18 protein-coding genes and 2 pseudogenes are annotated in these 22,196 nt (G+C 66.8%); 12 read left to right on the top strand and 8 right to left on the bottom strand.

Annotated elements, in window-relative coordinates:
* Nucleotides 1-312: 312 nt before the first annotated feature.
* On the bottom strand, nucleotides 313-651 hold the full coding sequence (locus AB4Z47_RS17665; protein ID WP_441952053.1) for a zinc-binding dehydrogenase: 339 nt from the start codon (nucleotides 649-651) through the stop codon (nucleotides 313-315).
* A 108-nt stretch (nucleotides 652-759) separates the two neighbouring features.
* On the opposite strand from AB4Z47_RS17665, the gene AB4Z47_RS17660 reads away from it, so the two are divergent.
* Together AB4Z47_RS17660 and katG are read left to right on the top strand one after the other, a co-directional pair.
* On the top strand, nucleotides 760-1,176 hold the full coding sequence (locus AB4Z47_RS17660) for a Fur family transcriptional regulator (protein ID WP_441952059.1): 417 nt from the start codon (nucleotides 760-762) through the stop codon (nucleotides 1,174-1,176).
* A 35-nt stretch (nucleotides 1,177-1,211) separates the two neighbouring features.
* Nucleotides 1,212-3,443 carry a catalase/peroxidase HPI gene (gene katG, locus AB4Z47_RS17655; protein ID WP_441952051.1) on the top strand — a complete coding sequence of 744 codons (2,232 nt, stop codon included), beginning with the start codon at nucleotides 1,212-1,214 and terminating at the stop codon, nucleotides 3,441-3,443.
* A gap of 429 nt (nucleotides 3,444-3,872) precedes the next feature.
* Here katG and AB4Z47_RS17650 read toward each other — a convergent pair whose 3' ends face one another.
* Nucleotides 3,873-4,022 (bottom strand): hypothetical protein, encoded by a 150-nt coding sequence (locus tag AB4Z47_RS17650; RefSeq protein WP_441952049.1) that lies wholly within the window; start codon nucleotides 4,020-4,022, stop codon nucleotides 3,873-3,875.
* Between the two features lie 60 nt (nucleotides 4,023-4,082).
* On the opposite strand from AB4Z47_RS17650, the gene AB4Z47_RS17645 reads away from it, so the two are divergent.
* Nucleotides 4,083-4,655, top strand: a complete 573-nt coding sequence (locus AB4Z47_RS17645) for a TetR/AcrR family transcriptional regulator (protein ID WP_441952047.1) — start codon at nucleotides 4,083-4,085, stop codon at nucleotides 4,653-4,655.
* Between the two features lie 265 nt (nucleotides 4,656-4,920).
* On the opposite strand, the gene AB4Z47_RS17640 is transcribed toward AB4Z47_RS17645, so the two are convergent.
* Nucleotides 4,921-5,670 carry an SDR family NAD(P)-dependent oxidoreductase gene (locus tag AB4Z47_RS17640; protein ID WP_441952045.1) on the bottom strand — a complete coding sequence of 250 codons (750 nt, stop codon included), beginning with the start codon at nucleotides 5,668-5,670 and terminating at the stop codon, nucleotides 4,921-4,923.
* Between the two features lie 88 nt (nucleotides 5,671-5,758).
* Between AB4Z47_RS17640 and AB4Z47_RS17635 the strand changes: the two genes are divergently transcribed.
* The gene (locus AB4Z47_RS17635; protein ID WP_441952043.1) at nucleotides 5,759-6,364 is read left to right on the top strand and encodes a TetR/AcrR family transcriptional regulator; all 606 of its coding nucleotides are present in this window, start codon (nucleotides 5,759-5,761) and stop codon (nucleotides 6,362-6,364) included.
* A gap of 196 nt (nucleotides 6,365-6,560) precedes the next feature.
* On the opposite strand, the pseudogene AB4Z47_RS17630 reads toward AB4Z47_RS17635, so the two are convergent.
* Both AB4Z47_RS17630 and AB4Z47_RS17625 read right to left on the bottom strand, forming a co-directional pair.
* A pseudogene (locus tag AB4Z47_RS17630) lies at nucleotides 6,561-7,241 on the bottom strand (Tn3 family transposase); the annotation flags it as partial.
* Between the two features lie 341 nt (nucleotides 7,242-7,582).
* Complete coding sequence (locus tag AB4Z47_RS17625) at nucleotides 7,583-8,050, bottom strand: VOC family protein (RefSeq protein ID WP_441952041.1); 468 nt, start codon at nucleotides 8,048-8,050, stop codon at nucleotides 7,583-7,585.
* 112 nt (nucleotides 8,051-8,162) lie between these two features.
* Between AB4Z47_RS17625 and AB4Z47_RS17620 the strand changes: the two genes are divergently transcribed.
* Both AB4Z47_RS17620 and AB4Z47_RS17615 read left to right on the top strand, forming a co-directional pair.
* Complete coding sequence (locus AB4Z47_RS17620) at nucleotides 8,163-9,164, top strand: helix-turn-helix transcriptional regulator (RefSeq protein ID WP_441952039.1); 1,002 nt, start codon at nucleotides 8,163-8,165, stop codon at nucleotides 9,162-9,164.
* 439 nt (nucleotides 9,165-9,603) lie between these two features.
* Nucleotides 9,604-13,056: a protein kinase domain-containing protein gene (locus AB4Z47_RS17615; RefSeq protein ID WP_441952037.1), complete on the top strand. Its 3,453-nt coding sequence runs from the start codon at nucleotides 9,604-9,606 to the stop codon at nucleotides 13,054-13,056.
* 54 nt (nucleotides 13,057-13,110) lie between these two features.
* Here the strand turns inward: AB4Z47_RS17615 and AB4Z47_RS17610 are convergent.
* Nucleotides 13,111-13,950, bottom strand: a pseudogene (locus tag AB4Z47_RS17610) (helicase); the annotation flags it as partial.
* A gap of 231 nt (nucleotides 13,951-14,181) precedes the next feature.
* Between AB4Z47_RS17610 and AB4Z47_RS17605 the strand changes: the two are divergent.
* Complete coding sequence (locus tag AB4Z47_RS17605) at nucleotides 14,182-14,931, top strand: hypothetical protein (RefSeq protein WP_441952035.1); 750 nt, start codon at nucleotides 14,182-14,184, stop codon at nucleotides 14,929-14,931.
* Nucleotides 14,932-15,227: 296 nt separating this feature from the next.
* On the opposite strand, the gene AB4Z47_RS17600 is transcribed toward AB4Z47_RS17605, so the two are convergent.
* Together AB4Z47_RS17600 and AB4Z47_RS17595 are read right to left on the bottom strand one after the other, a co-directional pair.
* On the bottom strand, nucleotides 15,228-16,940 hold the full coding sequence (locus AB4Z47_RS17600) for an enoyl-CoA hydratase-related protein (protein WP_441952033.1): 1,713 nt from the start codon (nucleotides 16,938-16,940) through the stop codon (nucleotides 15,228-15,230).
* A 130-nt stretch (nucleotides 16,941-17,070) separates the two neighbouring features.
* A complete protein-coding gene (locus AB4Z47_RS17595) occupies nucleotides 17,071-19,878 on the bottom strand; it encodes an ATP-binding protein (RefSeq protein ID WP_441952031.1) in 2,808 nt (935 codons plus the stop codon).
* A 65-nt stretch (nucleotides 19,879-19,943) separates the two neighbouring features.
* On the opposite strand from AB4Z47_RS17595, the gene AB4Z47_RS17590 reads away from it, so the two are divergent.
* From AB4Z47_RS17590 to AB4Z47_RS17570, 5 genes are all read left to right on the top strand, one after another.
* Nucleotides 19,944-20,090 (top strand): hypothetical protein, encoded by a 147-nt coding sequence (locus AB4Z47_RS17590; RefSeq protein ID WP_441952029.1) that lies wholly within the window; start codon nucleotides 19,944-19,946, stop codon nucleotides 20,088-20,090.
* A gap of 67 nt (nucleotides 20,091-20,157) precedes the next feature.
* Nucleotides 20,158-20,514 (top strand): VOC family protein, encoded by a 357-nt coding sequence (locus tag AB4Z47_RS17585; RefSeq protein ID WP_441952027.1) that lies wholly within the window; start codon nucleotides 20,158-20,160, stop codon nucleotides 20,512-20,514.
* A gap of 19 nt (nucleotides 20,515-20,533) precedes the next feature.
* The gene (locus AB4Z47_RS17580) at nucleotides 20,534-21,151 is read left to right on the top strand and encodes an iron chaperone (protein WP_441952025.1); all 618 of its coding nucleotides are present in this window, start codon (nucleotides 20,534-20,536) and stop codon (nucleotides 21,149-21,151) included.
* A 168-nt stretch (nucleotides 21,152-21,319) separates the two neighbouring features.
* Nucleotides 21,320-21,496 carry a hypothetical protein gene (locus AB4Z47_RS17575; RefSeq protein ID WP_441952024.1) on the top strand — a complete coding sequence of 59 codons (177 nt, stop codon included), beginning with the start codon at nucleotides 21,320-21,322 and terminating at the stop codon, nucleotides 21,494-21,496.
* Nucleotides 21,496-22,194, top strand: coding sequence for a DsbA family oxidoreductase (locus AB4Z47_RS17570; RefSeq protein ID WP_441952023.1), 699 nt, complete (start codon nucleotides 21,496-21,498; stop codon nucleotides 22,192-22,194). The genes AB4Z47_RS17575 and AB4Z47_RS17570 overlap by 1 nt, the downstream gene beginning before the upstream one ends.
* Nucleotides 22,195-22,196 lie beyond the last annotated feature (2 nt).

Here is a 22,196-nt window from a genome sequence, read left to right as displayed (position 1 = left end):
CAGCGCTTCGCCACCACCACAGCACCGAAGATCCTTGACCTCCCCGACACCGTCTGGATCAACCAACCAACTCACGGCACCACCCAGGAGACCGACACGACAGCCGCTTAAACACACCCACCGGTCTCATTCAGCTTGAAAAATTCCGGGCGGCCGGCTGATACCAGCAGTGCTCACGCCGAGAAGTCCAGAATCAGCTCCTGCAGGCCACTCGCGGCCAGCGGGCGGTGTGCCTCGGTGGCCTGCTCTGGTGCCAGCACCCAGGTCCGGAGCGGGTGCAAGCACGCCTTGTCGACCTGTTCCCACAGACGATCAAACGCGGCGCCGTCGGTCAGCCGGCAGATCCACACGGGCCCCCGCGCCCCGGCTCCGGCCCTCCAACGGGCGCAGCACCGCCAGCCGGCCGCCGTCCCGGATGGCCGGGACCACGGCCGCGCCCGGCACCGCCACATCCACCAGCGCGCCGGCGCCGCTCGGTTCGGCTTCGCGGATCCGGTCGGCGACCGCCGCGCCACGGCGGACCACCTCGTCCGCTCCGAAGGAACGCACCAGCACCTCATCCTTCTCGGTGGCATCGGCAATCACCCGCAACCCGTCGGCCTTCGCGAGCTGGATGACATATGCGCCGACCGCACCGGCGGCACCGATCACCGCGACGGTCGCCCCGGTTGCAGATCGAGACTTCGAAACAGACTCTTGACTCGTTCCAGAAAGCGGACAAGACTTGCGTGCGTGCCAACAGCCTCGGAGTTCCAGCAGATGCTGCGGGGAGTTTCGCTGCGCGTGACCCGTCCTCGAGTCGCGGTGTTGAGCGCGGTGCACGACCACCCGCACGCAGACACGGATTCGATCATCCGCGCCGTGCGATCCGATCTGCCCGAGGTGTCCCACCAGACTGTCTACGACTCGTTGAACGCGCTCACCGCCACCGGCCTGGTCCGGCGTATTCAGCCGTCCGGCTCCGTGGCACGTTATGAGTCGCGGGTCGGCGACAATCACCACCACGTCGTATGCCGGGCATGCGGGGTGATCGCCGATGTCGACTGCGCCCACGGCGAGGCCCCATGTCTGACCGCGTCCGATGACCACGGTTTCTCGATCGACGAGGCCGAGGTCATCTACTGGGGCCTGTGTCCCGACTGTGTGGAACCACAGGCTGCCCGATCACATCCGTGATCGCAGCCCACATCACTCATTCAGGAAGGAATCCTGTGTCATCCGATAGCCGTCCGCCCAATCCTGACGCCAAAACTCAGAGCGCAAGCGAGAGCGAGAATCCGGCGATCTCGTCCCCGACTCAGAAGACGGAGCATCGCCCCCGCTCCAACAAGGACTGGTGGCCGGAGCAGATCGATGTCTCGGTGCTGCACGCCCACTCGTCCAAGGCCAACCCACTTGGTGAAGACTTCAACTACGCCGAAGAGTTCAAGAAACTCGACGTCGATGCCCTCGAAGCCGACGTCACGGCCGTCCTGACCAACTCGCAGGACTGGTGGCCGGCCGACTACGGCCACTACGGCGGCCTGTTCATCCGACTGAGCTGGCACGCGGCGGGAACCTACCGCATCGCCGACGGCCGCGGCGGCGGCGGTCAGGGCGCACAGCGCTTCGCGCCGCTCAACAGCTGGCCGGACAACGCCAACCTGGACAAGGCCCGCCGACTGCTGTGGCCGGTCAAGCAGAAGTACGGCAACCAGATCTCGTGGGCCGACCTGTTGGTGTTCGCCGGCAACGTGGCCCTGGAGTCGATGGGATTCAAAACCTTCGGCTTCGGCTTCGGTCGCCCCGACATCTGGGAGCCGGAAGAGGTCTTCTGGGGTCCGGAGGACACCTGGCTCGGTGACGAGCGCTACAGCGGTGACCGTGAACTATCGGGCCCTCTCGGCGCCGTCCAGATGGGCCTGATCTACGTGAACCCGGAAGGGCCCAATGGTCGGCCGGATCCGGTGGCCTCGGCGCGGGATATCCGCGAGACGTTCGGCCGCATGGCGATGAACGACGAGGAGACCGCCGCATTGATCGTCGGCGGCCACAGCTTCGGCAAGACCCACGGCGCCGGCGACGCCAGCCTGGTCGGTCCCGAACCAGAAGGCGCCCCGATCCAGCAGCAGGGCTTGGGGTGGAAGAGTGCTTACGGCACGGGCAAGGGTAAGGACGCCATCACCAGCGGCTTGGAGGTTGTCTGGACTTCCACCCCGACCAAATGGGGAAACGGCTTCCTGCAAAACCTCTATGGGTACGAGTGGGAGCTGACCAAGAGCCCCGCCGGGGCATGGCAGTGGAAGCCGAAGGACGGCGCCGGAGAGGGCGCCATCCCGGATCCGCACGGGGGGCCTGCGCGTACCCCGACCATGCTGACCACGGACTTGGCGCTGCGCGAAGACCCGATCTACCGGGAGATCACACGTCGCTGGTTGGATCACCCCGAGGAGCTGTCCGAGGCTTTCGCCAAGGCGTGGTACAAGCTACTGCACCGCGACATGGGACCGATCAGCCGCTACCTCGGGCCATGGGTTCCCGAGCCGCAACTGTGGCAGGATCCGGTGCCCGCCGTCGACCACGAGCTGATCGACGAGCAGGACATCGCGACCCTGAAGAGCAAGGTCCTCGAGTCCGGCCTGTCGGTTGCGCAGCTGGTCAAGACCGCCTGGTCGGCGGCGGCCAGCTTCCGCAGCACTGACAAGCGCGGCGGCGCGAACGGTGCTCGGATTCGACTCGAGCCGCAGAAGGACTGGGAGGTCAACGAGCCGGCCGAGCTGGCCAAGGTACTGCCGGTGCTCGAGCAGATCCAGCAGGACTTCAACAGCTCAGCCTCCGGCGGCAAGAAGGTCTCGCTTGCCGACCTGATCGTCCTGGCCGGGTCCGCGGCGGTCGAGAAGGCGGCCAAGGACGCCGGGCACGACCTCACGGTGCCGTTCGCGCCCGGGCGGACGGACGCAGCGCAGGAGAACACCGATGTGGAGTCGTTCGCGGTGCTCGAACCGCGGGCCGACGGGTTCCGCAACTATGTGCGAGCCGGCGAGAAGGCTCCGCTGGAGCGTCTGCTGCTCGACCGGGCGTACCTGCTGGACGTGACGGCTCCGGAGCTGACGGTGCTGGTCGGCGGCCTGCGCGCCTTGGGTGCCAACTATGGCGGCACAAAGCACGGTGTGTTCACCGACCGGCCAGGCGTGTTGACGAACGACTTCTTCGTCAACCTCCTCGACCAGAACACGGAGTGGAAGGCGTCCGAGTCGGCGGAGAACGTCTACGAAGGTTTCGACCGGTCCTCCAACCAGGCCAAGTGGACGGCCACCGCCAACGACCTCATTTTCGGGTCGCACTCGGTGCTGCGTGCGGTGGCCGAGGTGTATGCGCAAAACGGCGCCGAGGCGAAGTTCGTGAACGACTTCGCCGCAGCGTGGGTCAAGGTGGTCAACAACGATCGGTTCGACCTCGCCTGATCTGTATCGAGGAATTCCAGGCCGGCTCCTTCGGGGCCGGCCTGGATTGGTATTGCCACCCGTGGTTTTCCACCGTCGTGGAACGGTGACGTACCGGGGTAAACCGGCCACCGTCCACTCGTCGCATCTGATGCGAGAAAGACGCATCGTGTGCGAGTCGTGATCGAACGCGCAGGCAGTTGGCCCCAACCCGGCCACGCCCGCGCACGGCAGGACTACGATCACGCATGCAGAGTCGGGCGAAAGTGGCTGGTAGAAGCCGAACCCGCTCGTCCGCTCCGAGCAATCTGCACATCATCGCGAGTTCGCACCTGATGCAATTGGCGGCGAAAGGAGCATCCGGGAGAAGGGTCACGCTAAGCGGACAGGTTGAACCTTGTTGTTGTGCTGGTGATTTCATGTCGGCGTGATTGACGATGGTGTGCCCGGTTACGGGCGTTTCGGGGTGTTGTCCCGGGTGGACGGCGCAAGCAGGTATCCGATGCCGATATAGAGGATGGATGCGGCTCCCAGCAGCGACAAGCCGGTGGCGAGGCGGGTGCGGACCATGAGGACAGCCCGAATGTCTAGCAATGCCATTTGCAAGCGTGACGCTAGATCTAGTAACACTAGGTTGTCAAGCGATGCTATAGTCGGCCTATGACGACCCAGACGCGACGAGAACGGGAACGCGCCGAACGGCATCGGCTGATCATCGACACCGCTCGGGAGCTGGCCGAGTCGCAGGGCTGGGACGCGGTGACTGTGCGCAGACTGGCGGAACGGATCGAATACAGCCAGCCTGTGCTGTATTCGCACTTCACGGGCAAGGACGAGATCGTCACGGCGGTCGCGGAGGAAGGTATCGCGGAGATGGCCGCGTGGAGCCGCGCGGCGTTGGAGTCCGCGGGCGGCGAGCCGCGCGCAGCGTTGGCGGCGGTGGCGCGGTCCTACCTCGATTTCGCGACCGCGCGGCCCGCGCTCTACGACGCGATGTTCCTGATGAAGGTGAACCTCGCGTTCGGCGAGAATGCCTCGCAGCCGCTGCGGGACGCATTCGCCGTCATGTTCGCCGCCTTCTCGCCGTTCGCGGGCGAGCACGATCCGGAGACCTTCACCGAGGTCGGCTGGAGCGCCCTGCACGGCCTGGCGACCCTGGACCGCGGTGGACGTCTGCGGCCGGCTCAGCGGGACGCCCGCCTGGCCGTGTTGGTCGATCAGTGGACCCGGTAGACCTCTGCCGAGTCCATGGTTCCCGAGCCGATGCGGCCGCTGGTCTCCCGCATGGGCGCGGACGCTGTCGCGATCGCCACCAGCACCGCCGCCGTGCTGCTGGATTGGTTTCGTCCCGTAGATACCGCACACGGGTTGTGACCCGATTCGTGGTTTCGGCGAGCTGCGGTTTCGCGATTCCGGTGCGCCGAATCGAGTTTGGGTCAGAAACGTGACGGACTGACTGTCGAGTTCAGGACCGCGCTAGCGGTAACCGAGAACTGCGTCAGAATTGGGATTCTCCTCCGTCGACGAACAGTTCGGTGCCGGTGATGAACCTCGCCTGCGGTGAGGCCAGGAAGGCGACCGCGTCGGCGATCTCGGAGGGGTGCCCGAGCCGCCCGAGGGGCACACGCCGGGCTTCGTTGTCGAGCAAGATGCGCGCCTGATCCGGATCGGTTGCCAGACCGGTAAGCCCGGGGGTTTCGGTGGGGCCCGGGGTGATCGCGTTGACCCGGATTCCGCGTTGTGCGAGCTCGATCGCCCAGACGCGACTGAATTGGCGAATCGCGGCTTTGCTGGCCGAGTAGACACCGAAGGCCGCGGTCGCCCTCGACGCCGAGGTCGATCCGGTGATCACCACCGATGCATCGGGATTGAGCAGGGGAAGTGCTTTCTGCACCGTGAAGACGGTGCCGCGGACGTTGATCGCGAAGGTGTGGTCGAACTCTTGCGGGTTGAGCTGCTCGAGTGTCGCGAAGGTGCCACCGCCGGCATTCGCCACGACGATGTCGAGGCCCTGGCCGCGTTCGGCGACGGCGGTGTAGATCCGGTCGAGGTCGTCGAGGTCGGAAATGTCGCCGCGGATGCCGGTGACCGCGTCGCCGAGTTCGGCGGCGAGCGCGTCGAGTTGGGCTCGGCGACGTCCGGTGACGAAGACGTGCACACCCTCGGCCGCCAGTCGTGTCGCGACGGCGCGTCCTATCCCGGAGGTTCCACCGGTGACCAGTGCGGTCTTGGCGGTCAGCTGTGCCATGTCGACTCCTCGTGGTGAGTGTTTTTGACTATCTAGTCCAAAATATAGTTATGGACGAAAAAGTCAATAATGGCGTAGGGTCGTCGCTATGCCCAGACCGAGGAAGTTCACCGAGGACGACGTCGTCGCCTCGGCCGGCGAAACCTTCGTGCGCAACGGCTACGGCGGCACCACCATCGACGATCTGATGAAGGCGACCGGACTCGGCAAGCAGAGCCTCTACAACGCCTTCGGTGGCAAGCGCGGACTTTTCCTGAAAGCACTGCTGGCCAGCACCGCCGATGCCATCGCCGCAGTCGACGAGGGATTGGCTGGCCCCAACTCCACGCCCCTCGAGCGGATCAAGGCGCAGATGTTCAAGGTTGCCCTGGTCCTGAGCGACGATGATCGTCAGGACTCGCTGTTCACCAAGGCCACCGTCGAATTGGGGCATCGCGATACCGACGTCGCGGCGTCGGCACTGGACGGATTCACCCGCCTCGAAGGCATCTACCGGCACTGCATCATCGACGCGCAACGCAGCGGCGAGATCTCCGCCGATGCCGACTCCCACGCCCTCGCGGCCTATTTCGTCGCGGTCACGCGAGGCATGGAAGTACTCGCGACGGCCGGAGTCGGCCGGGCCGAGTTGACCGCGATCGCCACGACATCGCTCGCAGCGCTTCCTCTCACCGATCACACCGAATCCGCGTGATCAGGACCGTCGGCCATGGTCGTAAGGTCGTCGCGTGGCGGCTGCGAAGAGTGCTTTCGGAGAGTTCCTGCGTGCGTGCCGTGCGCGCGTGGATCCCGCGGCGGGCCTGACCGGCGGATTGCACGGCGGACCGAGGAAACGTCGGGTAATCGGCTACAGCGTGTTCGAGGCCGCGCAGGCCGGAGGTTGGGGGTGGTCAGAACACAGTGTCGCGGACGCGTAACGGCCGGTAGCCGGTGGGTCCGAGTTGGGCGAGTTCAGCCTCGATGGCGACCTCGATGGCGCCGAAGAAGTTGATGTTCTCACTGTGCGACGGAAAGATATGCGCCAGCACCTCGTCGTCGATGCGCCGGCCGGACCGCCGCATCTGCTCGACGGCGAGCCCGTAATACTCTGTGGTCCAGGCGATTACCGCGTTCACGGCGAGGGTGAGGCACCATGCCTGTTCGGTCTGGCCCTCGAGGTCGCCCGCCCGGATCATGCCCTCGTGGGCGTACAGCAGGTCCCGGCGCAGCGCGTGCGGGGATTCGCCCTTGTTGAGCTGGCGGGCGATGCGCCGCCGGTAGTCCGGATCCGACAAATATTTCGCGGCATAGATCGTGCGGCGTAGAGCCCCGTACTCCTTTAGCGCCGCCGCCGGGGCGTTCTGGCGGCATGACGCGGACAGCTTGCCGACCAGCAGCGAGGCGGTGGCGTGCCCGAACTTCAGCGATCCGGCCAGGCGGAGCAGGTCGTCGTAGTGCTCCGCGATGAGGTCCAGATTCAGCTTGCGGGTCAGCAGAGTACCCGCATGCGGGAACCGAGCCTCGGCCTCTGCCCGCGGGCCCGGCCGGTACAGGGTGATCCGCCCCAGGTCCCGGATCCGCAGCGAGAGCTCCCGAGTCGACCCACACGAAGGGTCATCGCCCCCGTACACGTCGGCGGTGTCGATGATGTTGATCCCGGCGTCGAGCGCCCGGTGGACGATCCGTATGCACTCCTCGTGGTCGGGGTGCCGAAGCGGCCGAACTTCATGGTGCTCAAGGCATATGGGCTGACCTGGATGCCGGTGCGGCCGAGCGGGCGAGTGTGATGGTGTCTCCTGTGTGGTGTTGGCAACAGGCGGCGCGCCGGGATAAGGGAGTACCCGAAACCGCCTGTGCTGCTGGGTATCCCGATTTCGCGTGCGGGATACCCCCGGGGGTGCGACCGGATCGGCCGCACCCCGGTGTAATGGCGTCAGGCCTGGGCGTACTCGGCTGCGACGTCGAGGATCCAGGTGATGCCGAAGCGATCGCGCAGCATCCCGAACCCGGGCGCCCACTGCGCCGGGCCGAATTCCTCGATGACGCTTGCCCCGTCCGCGAGGCGTTCCCACAGTGCGCCGACCTCCTCGACGGTGTCGCCGCGGACGGAGAGGAAGAACGGTTCCGTGGTGAGGGTGGTGCCGTTCTCGCGGTGGGTGGTGGGCGCGCCCTGGGCGCCCGGTGCGTCCGCGCCGGGCACGTCGTAGGCCATGACCCGGAAGCCGTTGTCGGCGATGACCTGGCCGAACACCACCTTGGTGGCGCCGGGCAACTCGGCGGGCATCCCGAAGTCGCCGTAGGTGGCGATGGTGGTCTGCCCGCCGAACACCGACTGGTAGAACTCCAGGGCCGCACGGGCCTGACCGTGGAAGTTCAAGTGGGCGACAGTGTTTACCGACATGGTGATCCGATTCCTTCGCAAGTGGTTCGTCGCCGGAGGGTTCCGGCGACAACGCCACCCTGTCAGCAGTACCGGTCAGGGAACGTCCGCTATTTATGGCAGCCTGGTCACCATGCCGACCGCGTCTTCGAAGGTGACCTCCCGCCGCCTGCTCTCGCTGCTGTCGTTGCTGCAGGTCCGCCGTGACTGGCCGGGAACGCTGCTCGCCCAACGGCTGGCTGTGAGCGAACGCACGGTTCGCCGCGACGTCGATCGGCTGCGCGAGCTCGGTTACCCCGTCCAGGCGGTCAAGGGACCCGAGGGTGGTTATCGACTCGAGGCGGGCAGCGAGCTGCCCCCGCTGCTATTCGACGACGAACAGGCGGTGGCGCTCGCGGTGGCGTTGCGGATCGCAGTCGGGACGGGAGCGGGTATCGAAGAGGCCGCCGCACGCGCTTTGGTGACTGTGCGGCAGGTCCTGCCGTCGCGCCTGCGGCAGCGCGTCGACGCCCTCGACGTGACCGCGGTCGAATCGGCCGGGCGCGGCACCGATCCCCAGGTCGACACCGCCGTTCTGCTCGCGCTGAGCGCCGCCGTCCGGTCCGCAGAGGAGGTGCGGCTCGACTACCGGTCGGCGGCAGGACCGCAGGATCCCGGGTTGCGGCCGGCGCGGCGGGTGCAGCCGCACCACCTCGTGGTCCGGGGTGGACGCTGGTACCTGATCGGATGGGATCCCGAGCGGCAGGATTGGCGGATTTATCGTGCCGATCGGATGGCGCTGCGCGTCCCCAACGGGCCGCGCTTCACCCCCAGGCAAGTGCCCGGTGGCGACGTCGCCGCGTTCCTGTCCGCCCGGTTCAAAGGCTCCGACAGCTCGAACATCTGGCCCTGTCGCGGTGAGGTGGTCCTCGACCTCCCCGCCGCACAGGTGGCCCCGTTCGCCGGCGACGGAGTCGTCGAGGAACTCGGCCCCGCCCGAACCAGACTGCTGACCGGTTCCTGGTCCTGGGCCGCACTCGCCGCGACGCTGGCGCGTTTCGACACCGAGATCGAGGTCATTGGCCCGGACTCACTGCGTGACGCCTTCGCCGCTCTGTCCCGGCGCGCCGCACGCGCCGCACGCCCGGGGTCATGAGCGTTTTCGAAGCATCGGGCGAGCTCGCGCGGCGACAGCCTTAGGTAACCAACCACCAACCACCAACCACACAGTCCCGCAGCACAACCCAGCAAGTCGCCACTCACCAGGCATTACGCCATATCCGATGATTTTCGGCGATCACTACCGGAAACCCGTACCGGATCAGGAACGCCGCGCATGCGCACGGCCGGGTGATCGAGCCGGATCGTCTCGACGTCGAGCTGTTGCTGCTGGTCCGCCACCGGCTCGGCGACGCGATGTGGAGCAAATCATCAGTTCTGCTCCCGTCGCCGCGGCTTATGATCGACTTGTCGGGACCAGCTGGTTTTCGCCTCAAGAGGTGAGTACATGAGTCGCTCATGGTGCGGTCGGGTGGCAGCCGGCGCAGACGTGCGAATTTTCCGGGAAGTCCGCGCCGGTGATTAGGCGAGCGGTCGTGTCCGAGGGTAACACCGAGGGGACGCAACGCGACCTGGCGTTCGGCATCGCGGCGGAACTGGCTGCGGCCGGGTTCGCGGACGCCCGAGAGATCGGCCGCGGCACATTCGGCATCGTGTACCAGTGCACCGAGTCCGCACTCGATCGTGCCGTTGCGGTCAAGGTTCTCGACTCCACGGTCGACGATCAGGACCGAACCCGCTTCCTGCGCGAACAACGGGCGCTGGGGAAGTTCTCGACCCACCCGAACATCGTGCAGGTGCTGACGACCGATGTCACCGTGACCGGACGGCCGTTCATCGTGATGCCCCTCCACGCCCGAGGCTCACTCGAAGCACGGATCCGCGCCGACGGGCCATTGCCCTGGCAGGAGGTGCTGTCCGTGGGAGTGAAGCTGGCTGGCGCGCTGGCGACCGCGCACGCCAGCGGCGTCATCCACCGCGACGTCAATCCCGCTAACGTCCTGATCACCGACTACGGTGAGCCGCAGCTGGCGGACTTCGGTATCGCGCGCGTCGGCGGCGCATTCGAGACGGCGACCGGCCTCGCCGCAGGGACCCCGGCCTACATGGCTCCGGAGGTGCTACGCGGCGAACCTCCAACGGTTTCCTCGGATATCTACGGGCTGGGCGCGACGCTGTTCGCGGTTCTCACAGGCCACGCCGCGTTCGAGCGCAGGGCGGGTGAGACGATGGTGGCGCAGTTCGTGCGCATAACGGCAGAACCCGTCCCCGACCTGCGATCCGCCGGTGTACCGGCGATGGTGTCCACAGTCCTCGAAGCCGCGATGGCCACCGACCCCGCCGACCGGCCGGCCACTGCCCAGGATTTCGGCGAGCGGTTGCGCACCGTGCAGTTCTCCTGCGGGCTGCCGGTGGACACGATGGCCGCCCCGGCGCACGACGGATCCGTCGAAACCATGTCCCCCGTCGCCGGACAACCGATCCCACCGACAACGACAGCCGCTGCGACCGCGTTGCACCCGCAACCGACGCCGAAGACCCGATACCGTCCGCCGACGACGCTGCGCCGACTGGTTGATCGCCCGCGATTGCTGGAGACTCTGCAGGAGGGACAATCCAGGCGGCTGGTCCTCATTCATGCCCCGGCCGGTTTCGGCAAGAGCACGCTGGCCGCGCAATGGGCGCACGCGCTCGACGCGGACGGCGTTCGCGTCGCCTGGTTGGCGATCGCGGAGGACGACAACAACGTCGTGTGGTTCCTGAGCCACTTGGTGGAGGCGATTCGGCAGGTTCGTCCCGCGCTGGCGATCGAGCTGACGCAGATTCTCGAGGAGCGTTCGACCCCCGCGGCGCGGCAGGTGATGACCGCCCTGATCAACGAGATCCACGACAGCGGGGAGCCCGTCGCCGTCGTGATCGACGACTGGCACCAAGTGACCAGTCCGGCGACCCTCGGCGCAATGGAGTTCCTGCTCGACAACGGGTGCCATCACCTGCGATTGATCGTCGCCAGCCGCACTCGCACCGGTCTGCCCTTGGGGCGTATGAGCGTTCAGGACGAGCTGGTGGAAATCGATGCGAGCGCACTGCGCTTCGATGCCGGGGAAGCGGCGGATTTCCTGGTCGGTGTCAAGAGACTGCACCTTTCCGACGCCGACATCGACCGACTGCGGGAGTCGACGGAGGGCTGGGTGGCGGCGCTCCAGCTCGCCTCGCTGTCGCTGCGGGGCAAGGAGAACCCCGGCGTCTACCTGGACCAGATCTCTGGGCAGCACTATGCCATCGGCGAATATTTGATGGAAAACGTCGTCGGCGCGCTCGAACCCACGATGCTCGACTTCGTAACTCGGACCGCGGTCACCGATACCATCTGCGGAGATCTCGCTCAGACGCTGACCGGAGTGCAGTCAGGGCAGGAACGGCTCGAGGACGTGCGGCGCCGAGACCTGTTCCTGCGCAGCGTCGATGACGAACTGCGGTGGTTCCGCTATCACGGGCTCTTCGCGGACTTCTTGCGCCGCAAACTGATCCGGCAGCATCCCGGCCTGCTCGAACAGCTCCATCTGACCGCGTCGACCTGGTTCGCCGGGCACGAAATGCTCACCGAGGCCGTGGATCACGCACTCGCGGCCGGCGCCGCTCAACAGGCGAAACAACTGGTGCAAGAACACGCCGACGCGCTGATCGAAGATTCCCGCATGGCCACCTTTCTAGGGCTGGTGGCGAAACTGCCCGCCGAGATCACGATTGCCGATCCACAGCTGCAACTGTCGGTCGTCTGGGCCAACATCTCGCTCCAGCGCCCCACCGCCATCCGAACCGCTCTGGATCGCGTGGACGTGGCACTGGCAACCGCCGCACCGGACGATCCCGTGACCGCGGACCTGCGCATCCAGGCCGATGTGGCGCGAGCCGCAGAACACCTCGTGACCGATCGGTTCAAGGATTTCCCGGATGCCGCCGCGGCACGGCTGCAGCAGCCGGTTCGACCGTTCTTCGCCAACGTCGCGGCCACCACCGCGGCCGCGGCCGCATTTTATCGTTTCGACTTCGCCGGTGCCCGCCGCTGGCACGCATGGGCCACCCCTTACCGGACCCGCGCCAACGGCCCGGCGGGCGTGGTGTATGGCGCCTGCATCGCCGGCGAAGCCGCAGCCGAGCAGCTCGACATCGCCGAAGCCGAGGCGATCTTCCGCTCCGCGCTCACCCTCGCCCGGAATACCGGCAGCCGGTCCCACGCGACCCGGCTGGCCAGCGGCCTACTCGGCGAACTGCTCTACCAGAAAGGCCAATGCACCGAAGCCGCCGAGCTGCTGGCACCCGGCCCCGGCGTCGAGGCCGGAGCTATGGAATTCTTGGTCGCCGCCTACGGAACCGGTCCCAGGCTGGCAGCAGTGCGCGGCGATTTCGATGCCGCACGACAACGGTTGGACGAGGGCCAAATGGTCGCAGAGAAACTCGCCCTGCCACGGCTGACCGCCCGCATTCTGAACGAGCGGGTACGACTGGGGTTGCCGATCACCGATGACGACCGACACACACTCGAGCACCTACCCGCGTACCACCGGCAACCAAACCACACACTCGCTGTCACGTCCGAGCTCACCCACGACTCCGCCATTCGCCTCCTACTCTCCCAACAATCACCGGACGCGGCCGAGCGCGCAGCCGCCGATGCCGAACGGATCGTTGCCGAAATCCGTACACAACCTCGCCCCCGCGCTCTATTGCAGGCTCAATTGCTGTACGGCGGTTGCCTTTGCGCCGCCGGACGAACCGATCAGGCGACGGTATGCCTGGCTCCGGCACTTTCCCGGTGTGCCGAGCTCGGTCTCGTCCGAGTGGCCGTGGACAGCGGGCCTGAGATCGCGCCGGTCGTGGAAAGCCTGCTCGAGGCCCCGGAGGAGCCCGACCTGCCACCCAGGCCCTTCCTGCGACAGGTCCTGAACGAGATCAATGAGATCGGCGAACGAAGCTATCACGAGTGAACGAACTCAGGGCCAGCCGCACGCGAATCGCTACGCCAACCGTTGATTCCCGACCTAGCCGGGTGTCCCGGTGTCGGCGAGTCCGGTCAGGGCCTGCGGTAATGGGCCCTGGTGGAGGACGCCGAGGCGTTGGGTGGCGCGGGTCAGCGCGACGTAGAGCTCGGCCGCGCCGCGTGGGCCGTCGGCAAGGATCCGTTCTGGTTCCACGACGAGGACGGCGTCGAACTCCAGGCCCTTCGTCTCCGACGCCGCCACCGCGCCCGGCACACCCGGTGGCCCGATTACGACGCTGGTGCCTTCGCGACCGGCTTCGTCCCGTACGAATTCCTCGATGGCAGCGCGCACTTCGTCCTCGGTGACCCGCCTGGACCATGGCTGGACGCCGCACGCACGGACCGACTCCGGTGGCTGGACCTCGGGTGCGAACTCGGCGAGCAGCGCGGCGGCGACGGTCATGATCTCCGCCGGGGTGCGGTAGTTCACCGACAGCGATCGGTAGACCCAGCGGCCGGGCACGTACGGCTCCAGCATCGTGTCCCACGATGCCGCTCCGGCGACCGACCGGCGTTGGGCGAGATCGCCGACCACCGTAAAGGATCGGCCCGGGCAGCGCCGCATCAGCACCCGCCAGTCCATTTCGGACAGCTCTTGAGCCTCGTCGACCACGACGTGCCGGTAGGTCCAGTCCCGGTCCGCGGCAGCGCGTTCGACGAGTTCACGGGTGTCACGTTCCAGGAAGCGATCCGCCAGGTCCTCGGCATAGAGCATGTCCTGGGCGAGCAGGTGGTCCTCGTCGTCCATCAGGTCCTCGCGGCTGATCATGATGTCCAGCACGCCGGCGGCGTACGCGGCCTCGTCCTCGCGTTCCCGCTCGGCGGCCTGGTCGGCCGACTTGAGAAATTCACCGCCTCGTAGTCGCCACCGTCAAAATTTCGGATTCGGACGATTACCCTGCATTTGCTCCACGGTGATTGGAATCGCCTCCTGCCCATTCGATCAGCGCAGAGAAGGTAGCAAAATCGGTGGCGCAGACGATTAGTGGGCATCCATGCGGCCCGATTGTCATCGACTGCCAAGGGTTAGCCCGCATGGCAAGCCGCCAACGGCCATTTAGAGTTCCAGCCCATGGTGCAGCCAACTCCATGGCAAGCGATCGCGATGTCACACCAACAGCGGACCACGACAGCCAGCCACCCCGAAATCGCCTCTACCGCACGGCGGATCGACGTCCAGGCAATCCTTGCCGCACGGCGGGGCGACTTGGGCTATCTGGGTGCAGCGGTCGGGAGCGTCATTACGTTCGTACTGTTGTTCCAGCCCTGGCTCGCCATCAGCGGTGCCGACGGCAAGGTCTCCACCAACGCCTTCGGCCGCATCACCGTCACCACGTCCATGGTGGGACTCTGGTCGTCGTCGCCACCAGCCAGCGCGAAGGTCAGCGGGCTGTGGGGCGTCCTTGCCGGCGTGGCCGTCGTCGTCACCGTGGCTACCGTCGTGCTGAATCTCCGGGTCCGCACCGAGAAACTGTCTCGACTGGCGGCGGGGTCAACGGTCGCGGTCGCCGTTTTCGTCGTCCTCGGCCTGATCTACTTCAACGGCCAGGGCAACGACCTGCGGGCAATGATCGGCTCCGGACCGCCGCGGGACATGGGCACCCAAATCGGTCTGCTCATACGCACGGCCGCAGGCAACGGCCAGTACCCTGTCCCCGGGCTGCGCACAGTGTCCTACGCGAGCCCGACCCTCGCGACAGCGGGGATCGCCGCAGGCGCGACGTCGCTGGCATCGGCAGTGGCGGCGGTCGCTCAACTACTGCACGGAAAGAGACTTGGACGCTTGGCAGCGCCGGCCGCTGCGCGATCCGACGCCGACTGAGGTCGCTTGACGCCGTAGACCGTGGGAACACACAGCTCAACTATCGGGGAGGCGTGATGAATCGGTCCCGCCGAATGCCTCCACAACCTCCTTCGCGGTGGATCGACGGGTCCGGGCGCAACCGGGCACGGCACTGAGTGATGGGTCGGTCGAATTCGCCAGCCCAGCTGCGCTAGTGGGTGCTTCGCGCGCAGCAGGGTCGCGCTCGCTGCTGGTGACTCCCGAACACCGATCTGCTGCGCCAAAGCCCGTGACGCTCCGGCCGCAAGGCGCGGAGCTATGGCCAAATCGTCTCATCACCGGGCCTTGGGTGAGCTGAGCAGGTGCGGCGGTGTCCGGGTAGGACGCACCTTCTGCACGAAGTTTCGCCTCCGCTCATGGTACGTCTCACCTGCGCTGAGGAAGTTGTGGCGCATAGTGGCCAACTCCTCGCTGCGGTAGTCGGCCAACGGTTTGGCTACCTCGTCTGCGGCTCGGCGATTCTGCTTCGTCACCAGGCGGCTCACCAGCTCCGGACTGCCAGCCAGTCCTGCCGCCGCACGCCGTATCGAGATCCAGAAGGTCTCGGCGCTGCCGGGTAGGACGCGATCCACCAGGCCGAGCGCGGCGGCTTCTCGGGCGCCAACCGGAAGGGCCTCTCGCGTCAAACGCTCAGCCTCGGTCGCGCCGACGCGTTGGGGCAGTGTGTAGGTCCAATACTCCGAGCCGTGCAGGCCCATCAGCCGGTAGTGCGGGTTCAACACGACCGACTCACGACACCAGACCTCATCTGCGGCCAGCGCCAGCATCACCCCACCTGCCGCCGCATTTCCCGCCAAGGCCGAGATCACGAGCTTGTCCGTGGTGGTGAGTATTGCCTCCACCAAGTCGTTCATGGCGTTGATGTTGAGCCAGGACTCCTCGGCCGGGTCGTCGGCCGCCTCGATCACGTTGAGGTGGATGCCGTTGGAGAAGAAGTCTCGGGCTGGACCGAGCACGAGCACGTCGATCGGCCGTGCACCTGCCTGCTGGAACGCCGCCAGCAGGCTACGGCATTGGCGGGTACTCATCGCGCCGCCGGGAAAGGAGAACTCGAGGTATCCGACGGTGCCCTCTTCCCGGTAGCGCAGCTCGGACCAGGTGTCCCGGAAGGCAGCCGAGGCAGGTGTGACGGGTACCTCCGGGATTGTTGTCGGCAAGTCGAGCCCGAGCGCATCGGTGGCGGGCCGCTTGAACGTCGGTGGACCCCCCATCACACGACGGGGACGTAGCTGCGGCACCCACACCGCGCCATCGACGGTGGCCCGGCAAATCGCGCCGTCACGGATAGCGAGCACGGTGCCCGGGACACCACGCAGTCGATCCTCGCCGTGGCCGCCGTGTAGGTAGTACTCCCGCCCGTACAGCTCGTCCAGAACGCCCGGTTGAGAATCGGCGGCGCGCAACTTCCGTAGCACAACCGCTGTATCGTCGGCTGACCAGTCGATCCGGCGGATCCACTGACCGTGATAGGGCCGCACCTGTCCCCGGACGTCCGGTCGGCGGTAGTCCAGCGGCTCTGGCTCGAACCGGCCGCCGGCGAATCGGTCAACCGCGAGCAGCACGGCCCGCGCAGCGGCGTCGGCGACCTCGTTGCGGTACAGCTCGCTTTTGCCGCAGGGTGCGAGGGTGAACGGCACCGAGGCCCAGATGGGTCCTGCATCCATCTCCTCGACCGCCTGGAGCACTGTGACGCCCCACTCGTGTTTTCCCTCGTAAATGGCCCAGTCGAGGGATGAGGGTCCGCGGTCGCCTTTCGGTCCTGGATGCACGATCAGCACCGTGTGCGCGGACCAGATGTCCTTCGGGATCGCCGTGGTGAGCATGGGCGCGAGGATCAGTTCCGGCCGGAAGGCCGCGACCCGCCCGCGTAGCAGGTCGTCGCCGAGTGCCAGTGCCACACCAACGAGGTGGTCGCGGGCACGTAATTCGGTGTGGACGCGCTGAGTGAGGCTGTTGAATGCATCGGCGACCAAAAGGATTCGCAACATTGCCCTCCATCGGGTGATGTGAAACGTTGATGCCTCATCCTGTGTTGTCTGAAAATAGCCCCACCGCAGCCAATCCGCACTTCGGCGCGGTTCGCGTAGTACTTCGAGGCAGTTGACGCTGGCGTGAGTTTCAGCCGGAGTACCAGGGCGGGGTCATCGGGGTGAGGCCGAGATCAGCGAGCGCCGCCGCGCCGCGGGCAGCATGGTCGCCGCCGGCGAGCACCCTGGTCCGCGCCGACTGGTAGCGGCAACCGGCGGCATCGAACACATCCGCCGTGGCAAGCAGCCGCTCCTGGTCCTTGGCGAGCAGCGCTTCGGCCCGGTCCACAATGGCACCGGCGATGGGGTTCCCGGCCACGATGGTCCGGCCCTCGGCAAGGCGGCCGGCGGCATCGGAGCTCCCAGCGAGCACGGCGGCTTCGGCGCGCAGCGCCACATACCAGTGAAGCCAGATCCACGTGACCCATCTCCACACCTCGCCGGGCTCCGGCGCCATACGTTCCAGCGCCTCCCTTGCCTGTCCATTGTGGAGCATCAGCATCGCGTCGAAGACCGCTTCGTAGCCGTAGGCATGTCCCGGTGGGGTGCCGAGCCGATTCAGGACCGCGTTCCATTCGCACCGGGCATCATGGTCGTCGCGGAGACCATGAATCAGTCTCACGCCAGCCACTGCGGCACCGAGGATCGATCTGGCGGGGCTGCCGGCCCGCTGCCACGCCTCGAGGAACCGGACGCTGTGCGTGAGTACCTCATCGACGTTGCCCGCCAACGCGTCGACCACCAGCAGCCAACACGTGGCACGATGGCCGACCTCGGCCAGCAACGGATGATCCGCAAGTTGCCCTGCCCACCGGCGGGCACCCAGCAAGTCCCCGACGCCGAGCCCGGCCTCGGTGGCCTCACCGAGCGCGTCGATCAGCTCGTGGGTGCCTGCCGGAGTGTCCGATGTGGACGAGAGCAGCGCGATCCGGCGCCGTGCCGTGGCCGCGGCGGCGAATGTGTCGCCGGCCCAGCCCTGGGCGCCGGTGAGGGTATCGAGGGCGGCGGACTCGGCGAGCGGGTCGCCGGTGCGGTGAGCGAGTTCGACTGCCCGTTCGGCGCGCGCGATCGTCTCCGGTACGGCGTTGTCGGGTCGGCCCTGGACGGCGCCGAACGCGTCGGTGAGCGCTCTGCCAGCCTCGGCCAGCGCTACCGCGGCCCGGGCGGCCGGGTCATCGCCGGCCAGCTCCCGCGCCTCGGTGATGAGCGCCATCGCCTCCTCCGGTGGCAGGTTGCGTACAAACTTGCTCGAAAACCGGTACGCGTTGGTGGCGGCGGTCGCCAGGTCGGCGGCGGCGCCGGCGGTGTCTCCGGCGCGGCGGGCGGCGGCCGCGGCCGCACGGTGCAGGCGGTACATATCGTCGCCACGCATCTGGCATCCGGCCGCGGCCGCGGCGTGCCTCAGCAGCGCTGCGGTGGCGGCTGGGTCATCTGCGAGCGCGGCCGCCTGCTCATAGCGCATCTGGGACTCGCCGGTCAGGTGACGGGTGAAGGTCAGGTCCGCCAGGTACCGGGCAAAGCGGTACGCGTCCGCGTGCTGCTCTGGCCGGTCGGCCGCCCACACCATCGCGGAGCGGAAGTCGTCGGCCACCGCGTCGAATCGTGCCCGCCAGTCCGCTCGCACCACCGCCAAGTCAGCGGCCTCGGCCAAGCACCAGCGAAGGTGCCGAGACCGGGCGTCGACCAGCTCGCCGGCCTCGGTGAGCCGCTCCATCCCGTACTGGCGGATGGTTTCCAGCGCCCGGTATTCGGTTCCGCTCGGGGACGCCGTCACCACCAGCAGGCTCTGCTCGACGAGTCGGGCCAGTCCGATAGCGACAACACCTCCCTCGGACGCGGCCACCTCCGCCGCCGCCGCAATGGTAAACGACTTCATGAACACCGACACCCGCCGCAGGAGCACTCGATCGTCCGGCTCCAGCAGGGCGTGGCTCCAGTCCAGCGCTGCTCGCACCGAGCGGTGCCGGTCGTCGGTGCGCGCGCCGCCGGCGAGCATCTGGAGCTGGTCGGACAGACCGGCGGTGAGGCCATCCAGCCCAAGCGTGATCCAGCGCGCGGCGGCCAGCTCGATCGCCAGCGCCACTCCATCCAGCCGCTCGCAGAACTCGGCAACTTGGTCACGCAGCGCGTGATTCGGCGGCCAGCCGACCGCTGCCGCGCGGTCCATGAACAACGAGACCGCATCCGATTCACCATCGCCGGCCAACGACATCGGCGGGACCGTGTAGACCCGTTCGAACGGCACCATCAGCCTGGCCCGGCTGGTCGCCAGCACCGTCAATCGAGGGCACGTCGCGAGCAGCCGTTCGATGAAAGGTGCCACCCCATCTCGCACGTGTTCGCAGTTGTCCAGCACCAGCAAGGCGTGACGGTCGGCCAGCGCGGCCGGTACCGACTCCTCCATGCCACGGCCAGGCTGCTCGCCGAGGCCGAGTGCAAGGGCGACCGTACCGGCGACCACGCATATGTCCGGGCTGGTGATCGGTACCAGGTCGACGAACCACACTCCGTCGGAGTACTCACCGGCTGCCTCCGTGGCGACTGTCAACGCGAGACGGGTCTTGCCCACTCCGCCGGGGCCGATCGCGGTCACCTGCCGATGCTTTTTGATCATCTCGGTCAGTTCGGCCCGCTCCCGCATCCGGCCGATGAACGAGGTCAGCGGTGTCGGCAGGACCGGTGCCGGGTGCGACCGGTCGGCGCGCGCGAACTCGGACGCCCGCTGAGCAAGCGCTCGCCGATCCGGAACCTCCAGCTTGCGCAGGAGAGAGGAGACATGGCTCTCCACAGTGCGTACCGAGATGAACAGTCGCGCACCGATCTCGGCGTTGCTGAGATGCTCCCCCACCAGCGCCAGCACCTCGGCTTCCCGAGCCGAGACCTCCACCGTCGCCGCCATGGGCACTATTCTGCCGTATCCGCTTCCCGCTCATACTGTTCGGTTGGTTTCCGTGGTGGGCGCCAATGCCCGCACCTGCGACGCACAACGGCAAGGTGCGGGGTATAGATCCGGCAGCACGGTTCCTGCCGTACGCGATCCGTGCCCTGATCAGTGGACGGTTCCGTGGTCGCCACGGATGCGGGTCGGTCACGCGGGAAGAGATGCTGTGAGCACTTCCGGTTCGTCGCAACAGACGGACAAACCGGGTCGATGTGACCCACGACTTCAGGAGTGATCATGACCAGCTCTCCCACCCTGGGAATCAAGACCGTGCTGCATCCCGTGTCCGACCTGGCGGAAGCCAAGGCGGTGTACTCTGCCCTGCTCGGCGTACCGCCACAGACCGACTCGTCCTACTACATCGGCTTCGAGATCGAGGGCCAGCACATCGGCCTGGTGCCGGGTGGTGGCCCGCAGGGTATGACCGCACCGGTGGCCTACTGGCACGTGCCGGACATCGAGGCGAAGCTGGCCGAGATCACCGCCGCGGGAGCCACCGTGAAAGAGGCCGCGCACGACGTCGGTGGCGGCCGCCTGGTGGCCACCGTGACCGACGCCGATGGCAATGTCCTCGGGCTGATTCAGGACCGATGAGTACGAACCCCCCGCTGCCATGCTCGGCGTCAACGTGCTCATCCTTCTCAGGGAAGTCCCATTGACCTGGAACAACTGGATTCGGCAGATCCACCGCTGGCTGGTCATTGTCATTACAGTGACCGCCATCGCCCCCTCAACACTGACACGGAGGAACCGGCTGATGAATGCTCAGAAGTCCGCCACACGCACCACCGCGAAGAACAAGACCGCGGTCGGATTCACGAACGAAGAACGCGCCGCGATGAAAGAGCACGCCCAGGAGCTGAAGACGGCCGCCCGCCGTGGCTCGCGCACCGCCAAGGCGGACGGGGAGAAGGACGTGCTCGCGAAGATCGCCGAGATGGCGGAATCCGATCGCGTTATGGCCGAACGGCTCCATGCCGTCGTCAGAGCCAGCGCACCGGACCTCTCGCCGAAACTCTGGTACGGCATGCCTGCATACGCCAAGGGCGGCAAGGTCGTGCGCTTCTTCCAAAGCGCGGAGAAGTTCAAATCTCGGTACGCAACGTTCGGCTTCAGCGACATGGCAAACCTCGACGACGGCGCCATGTGGCCGACTGCTTTCGCTCTGACGAAGTTGACCGCCGCCGACGAGACGAGGATCGGCGAGCTCGTGAAGAAAGCGGTGGGCTGAGGACTGCGCCCCAGTGTGAGGCCGGCCTGCTGCAATGCCGCGTTCGGCCGGCTCGCTGCTGACAACATGGCCTGCCCGCACTGGGCAAGTTCCTTGCCACTCCGCGCCCCCTCGCCGAACCGCGCTGCAACTTGACGCAATAGTCAAATTGAGGGATATTTCTTGACTATGGAGTCAAGAAAATTCCTCGAAATGACGATCCCGGAATCTCGACAACGAGACGGGAAGGCGCCGCAGGCGTCTGAAGAGGCACCTGTAGAGCTGGCGGCCGAGTCGGCGCCGATGGTGCTGATTCCCGCCAAGGGCAGCTTCGGCGTGTGCGGGCTGGATGGGAAGTGCTGCTGATGGCTGGTGAAGCGTCCGGTATCCACACCGACCCGCTTGTGGTCGATGTGTGGAGCGATGTCATGTGCCCGTTCTGCTACATGGGCGATGCCCTTCTGATGCAGGCGATCGACCGGTTCGAGCACAAGCAGTCGGTGGAGATCCGCTACCACAGCTATCAACTGATGCCACAGCTGCCCGCCGACGCCATCGACCTCAACGAACTGCTGGTGCGGGAACGGGGCTTTCCGCGTGAGCAGGCCGAGGCAATGAACGCTCAGGTCGCCGCCCGTGGCGCGCAGCTCGGTCTGGAGTACCGGTTCGACCGGGCGATCGCGACGAACACCTACACCGCACACCGGCTCATGCACTTCGCGGCCGACAAAGGGCGCCAACACGAGATGGTCCAGCAGCTCTTCCGCGCCTACTTCACCGACGGCCACCATGTCGGCGACCACGACGTGCTCGCCGAGCTCGCCGCTGAGGTCGGCCTGGACCGCAACGAGGCGTTGGAGGCGCTGCGCAGCGGCGCGTTCGCCGACGAGGTCGACGCCGACATCGCCCTGGCCCAGCAGATGGGCATCAGCGGAGTACCATTCTTCGTCTTCGCAGGCCAGTACGCTGTGTCGGGTGCGCAGCCGGTCGAAGGCTTCCTCCAGGCGCTGAACACCGCCTGGGCCGCGCTGACCACGCCCGCTGGAGCACAAGCAAAGGGGTAAGC

The organism is Nocardia sp. 2TAF39 (genome assembly GCF_052114905.1).
Lineage (GTDB): Bacteria > Actinomycetota > Actinomycetes > Mycobacteriales > Mycobacteriaceae > Nocardia.
This window is presented reverse-complemented; position numbering and strand designations above follow the sequence as displayed.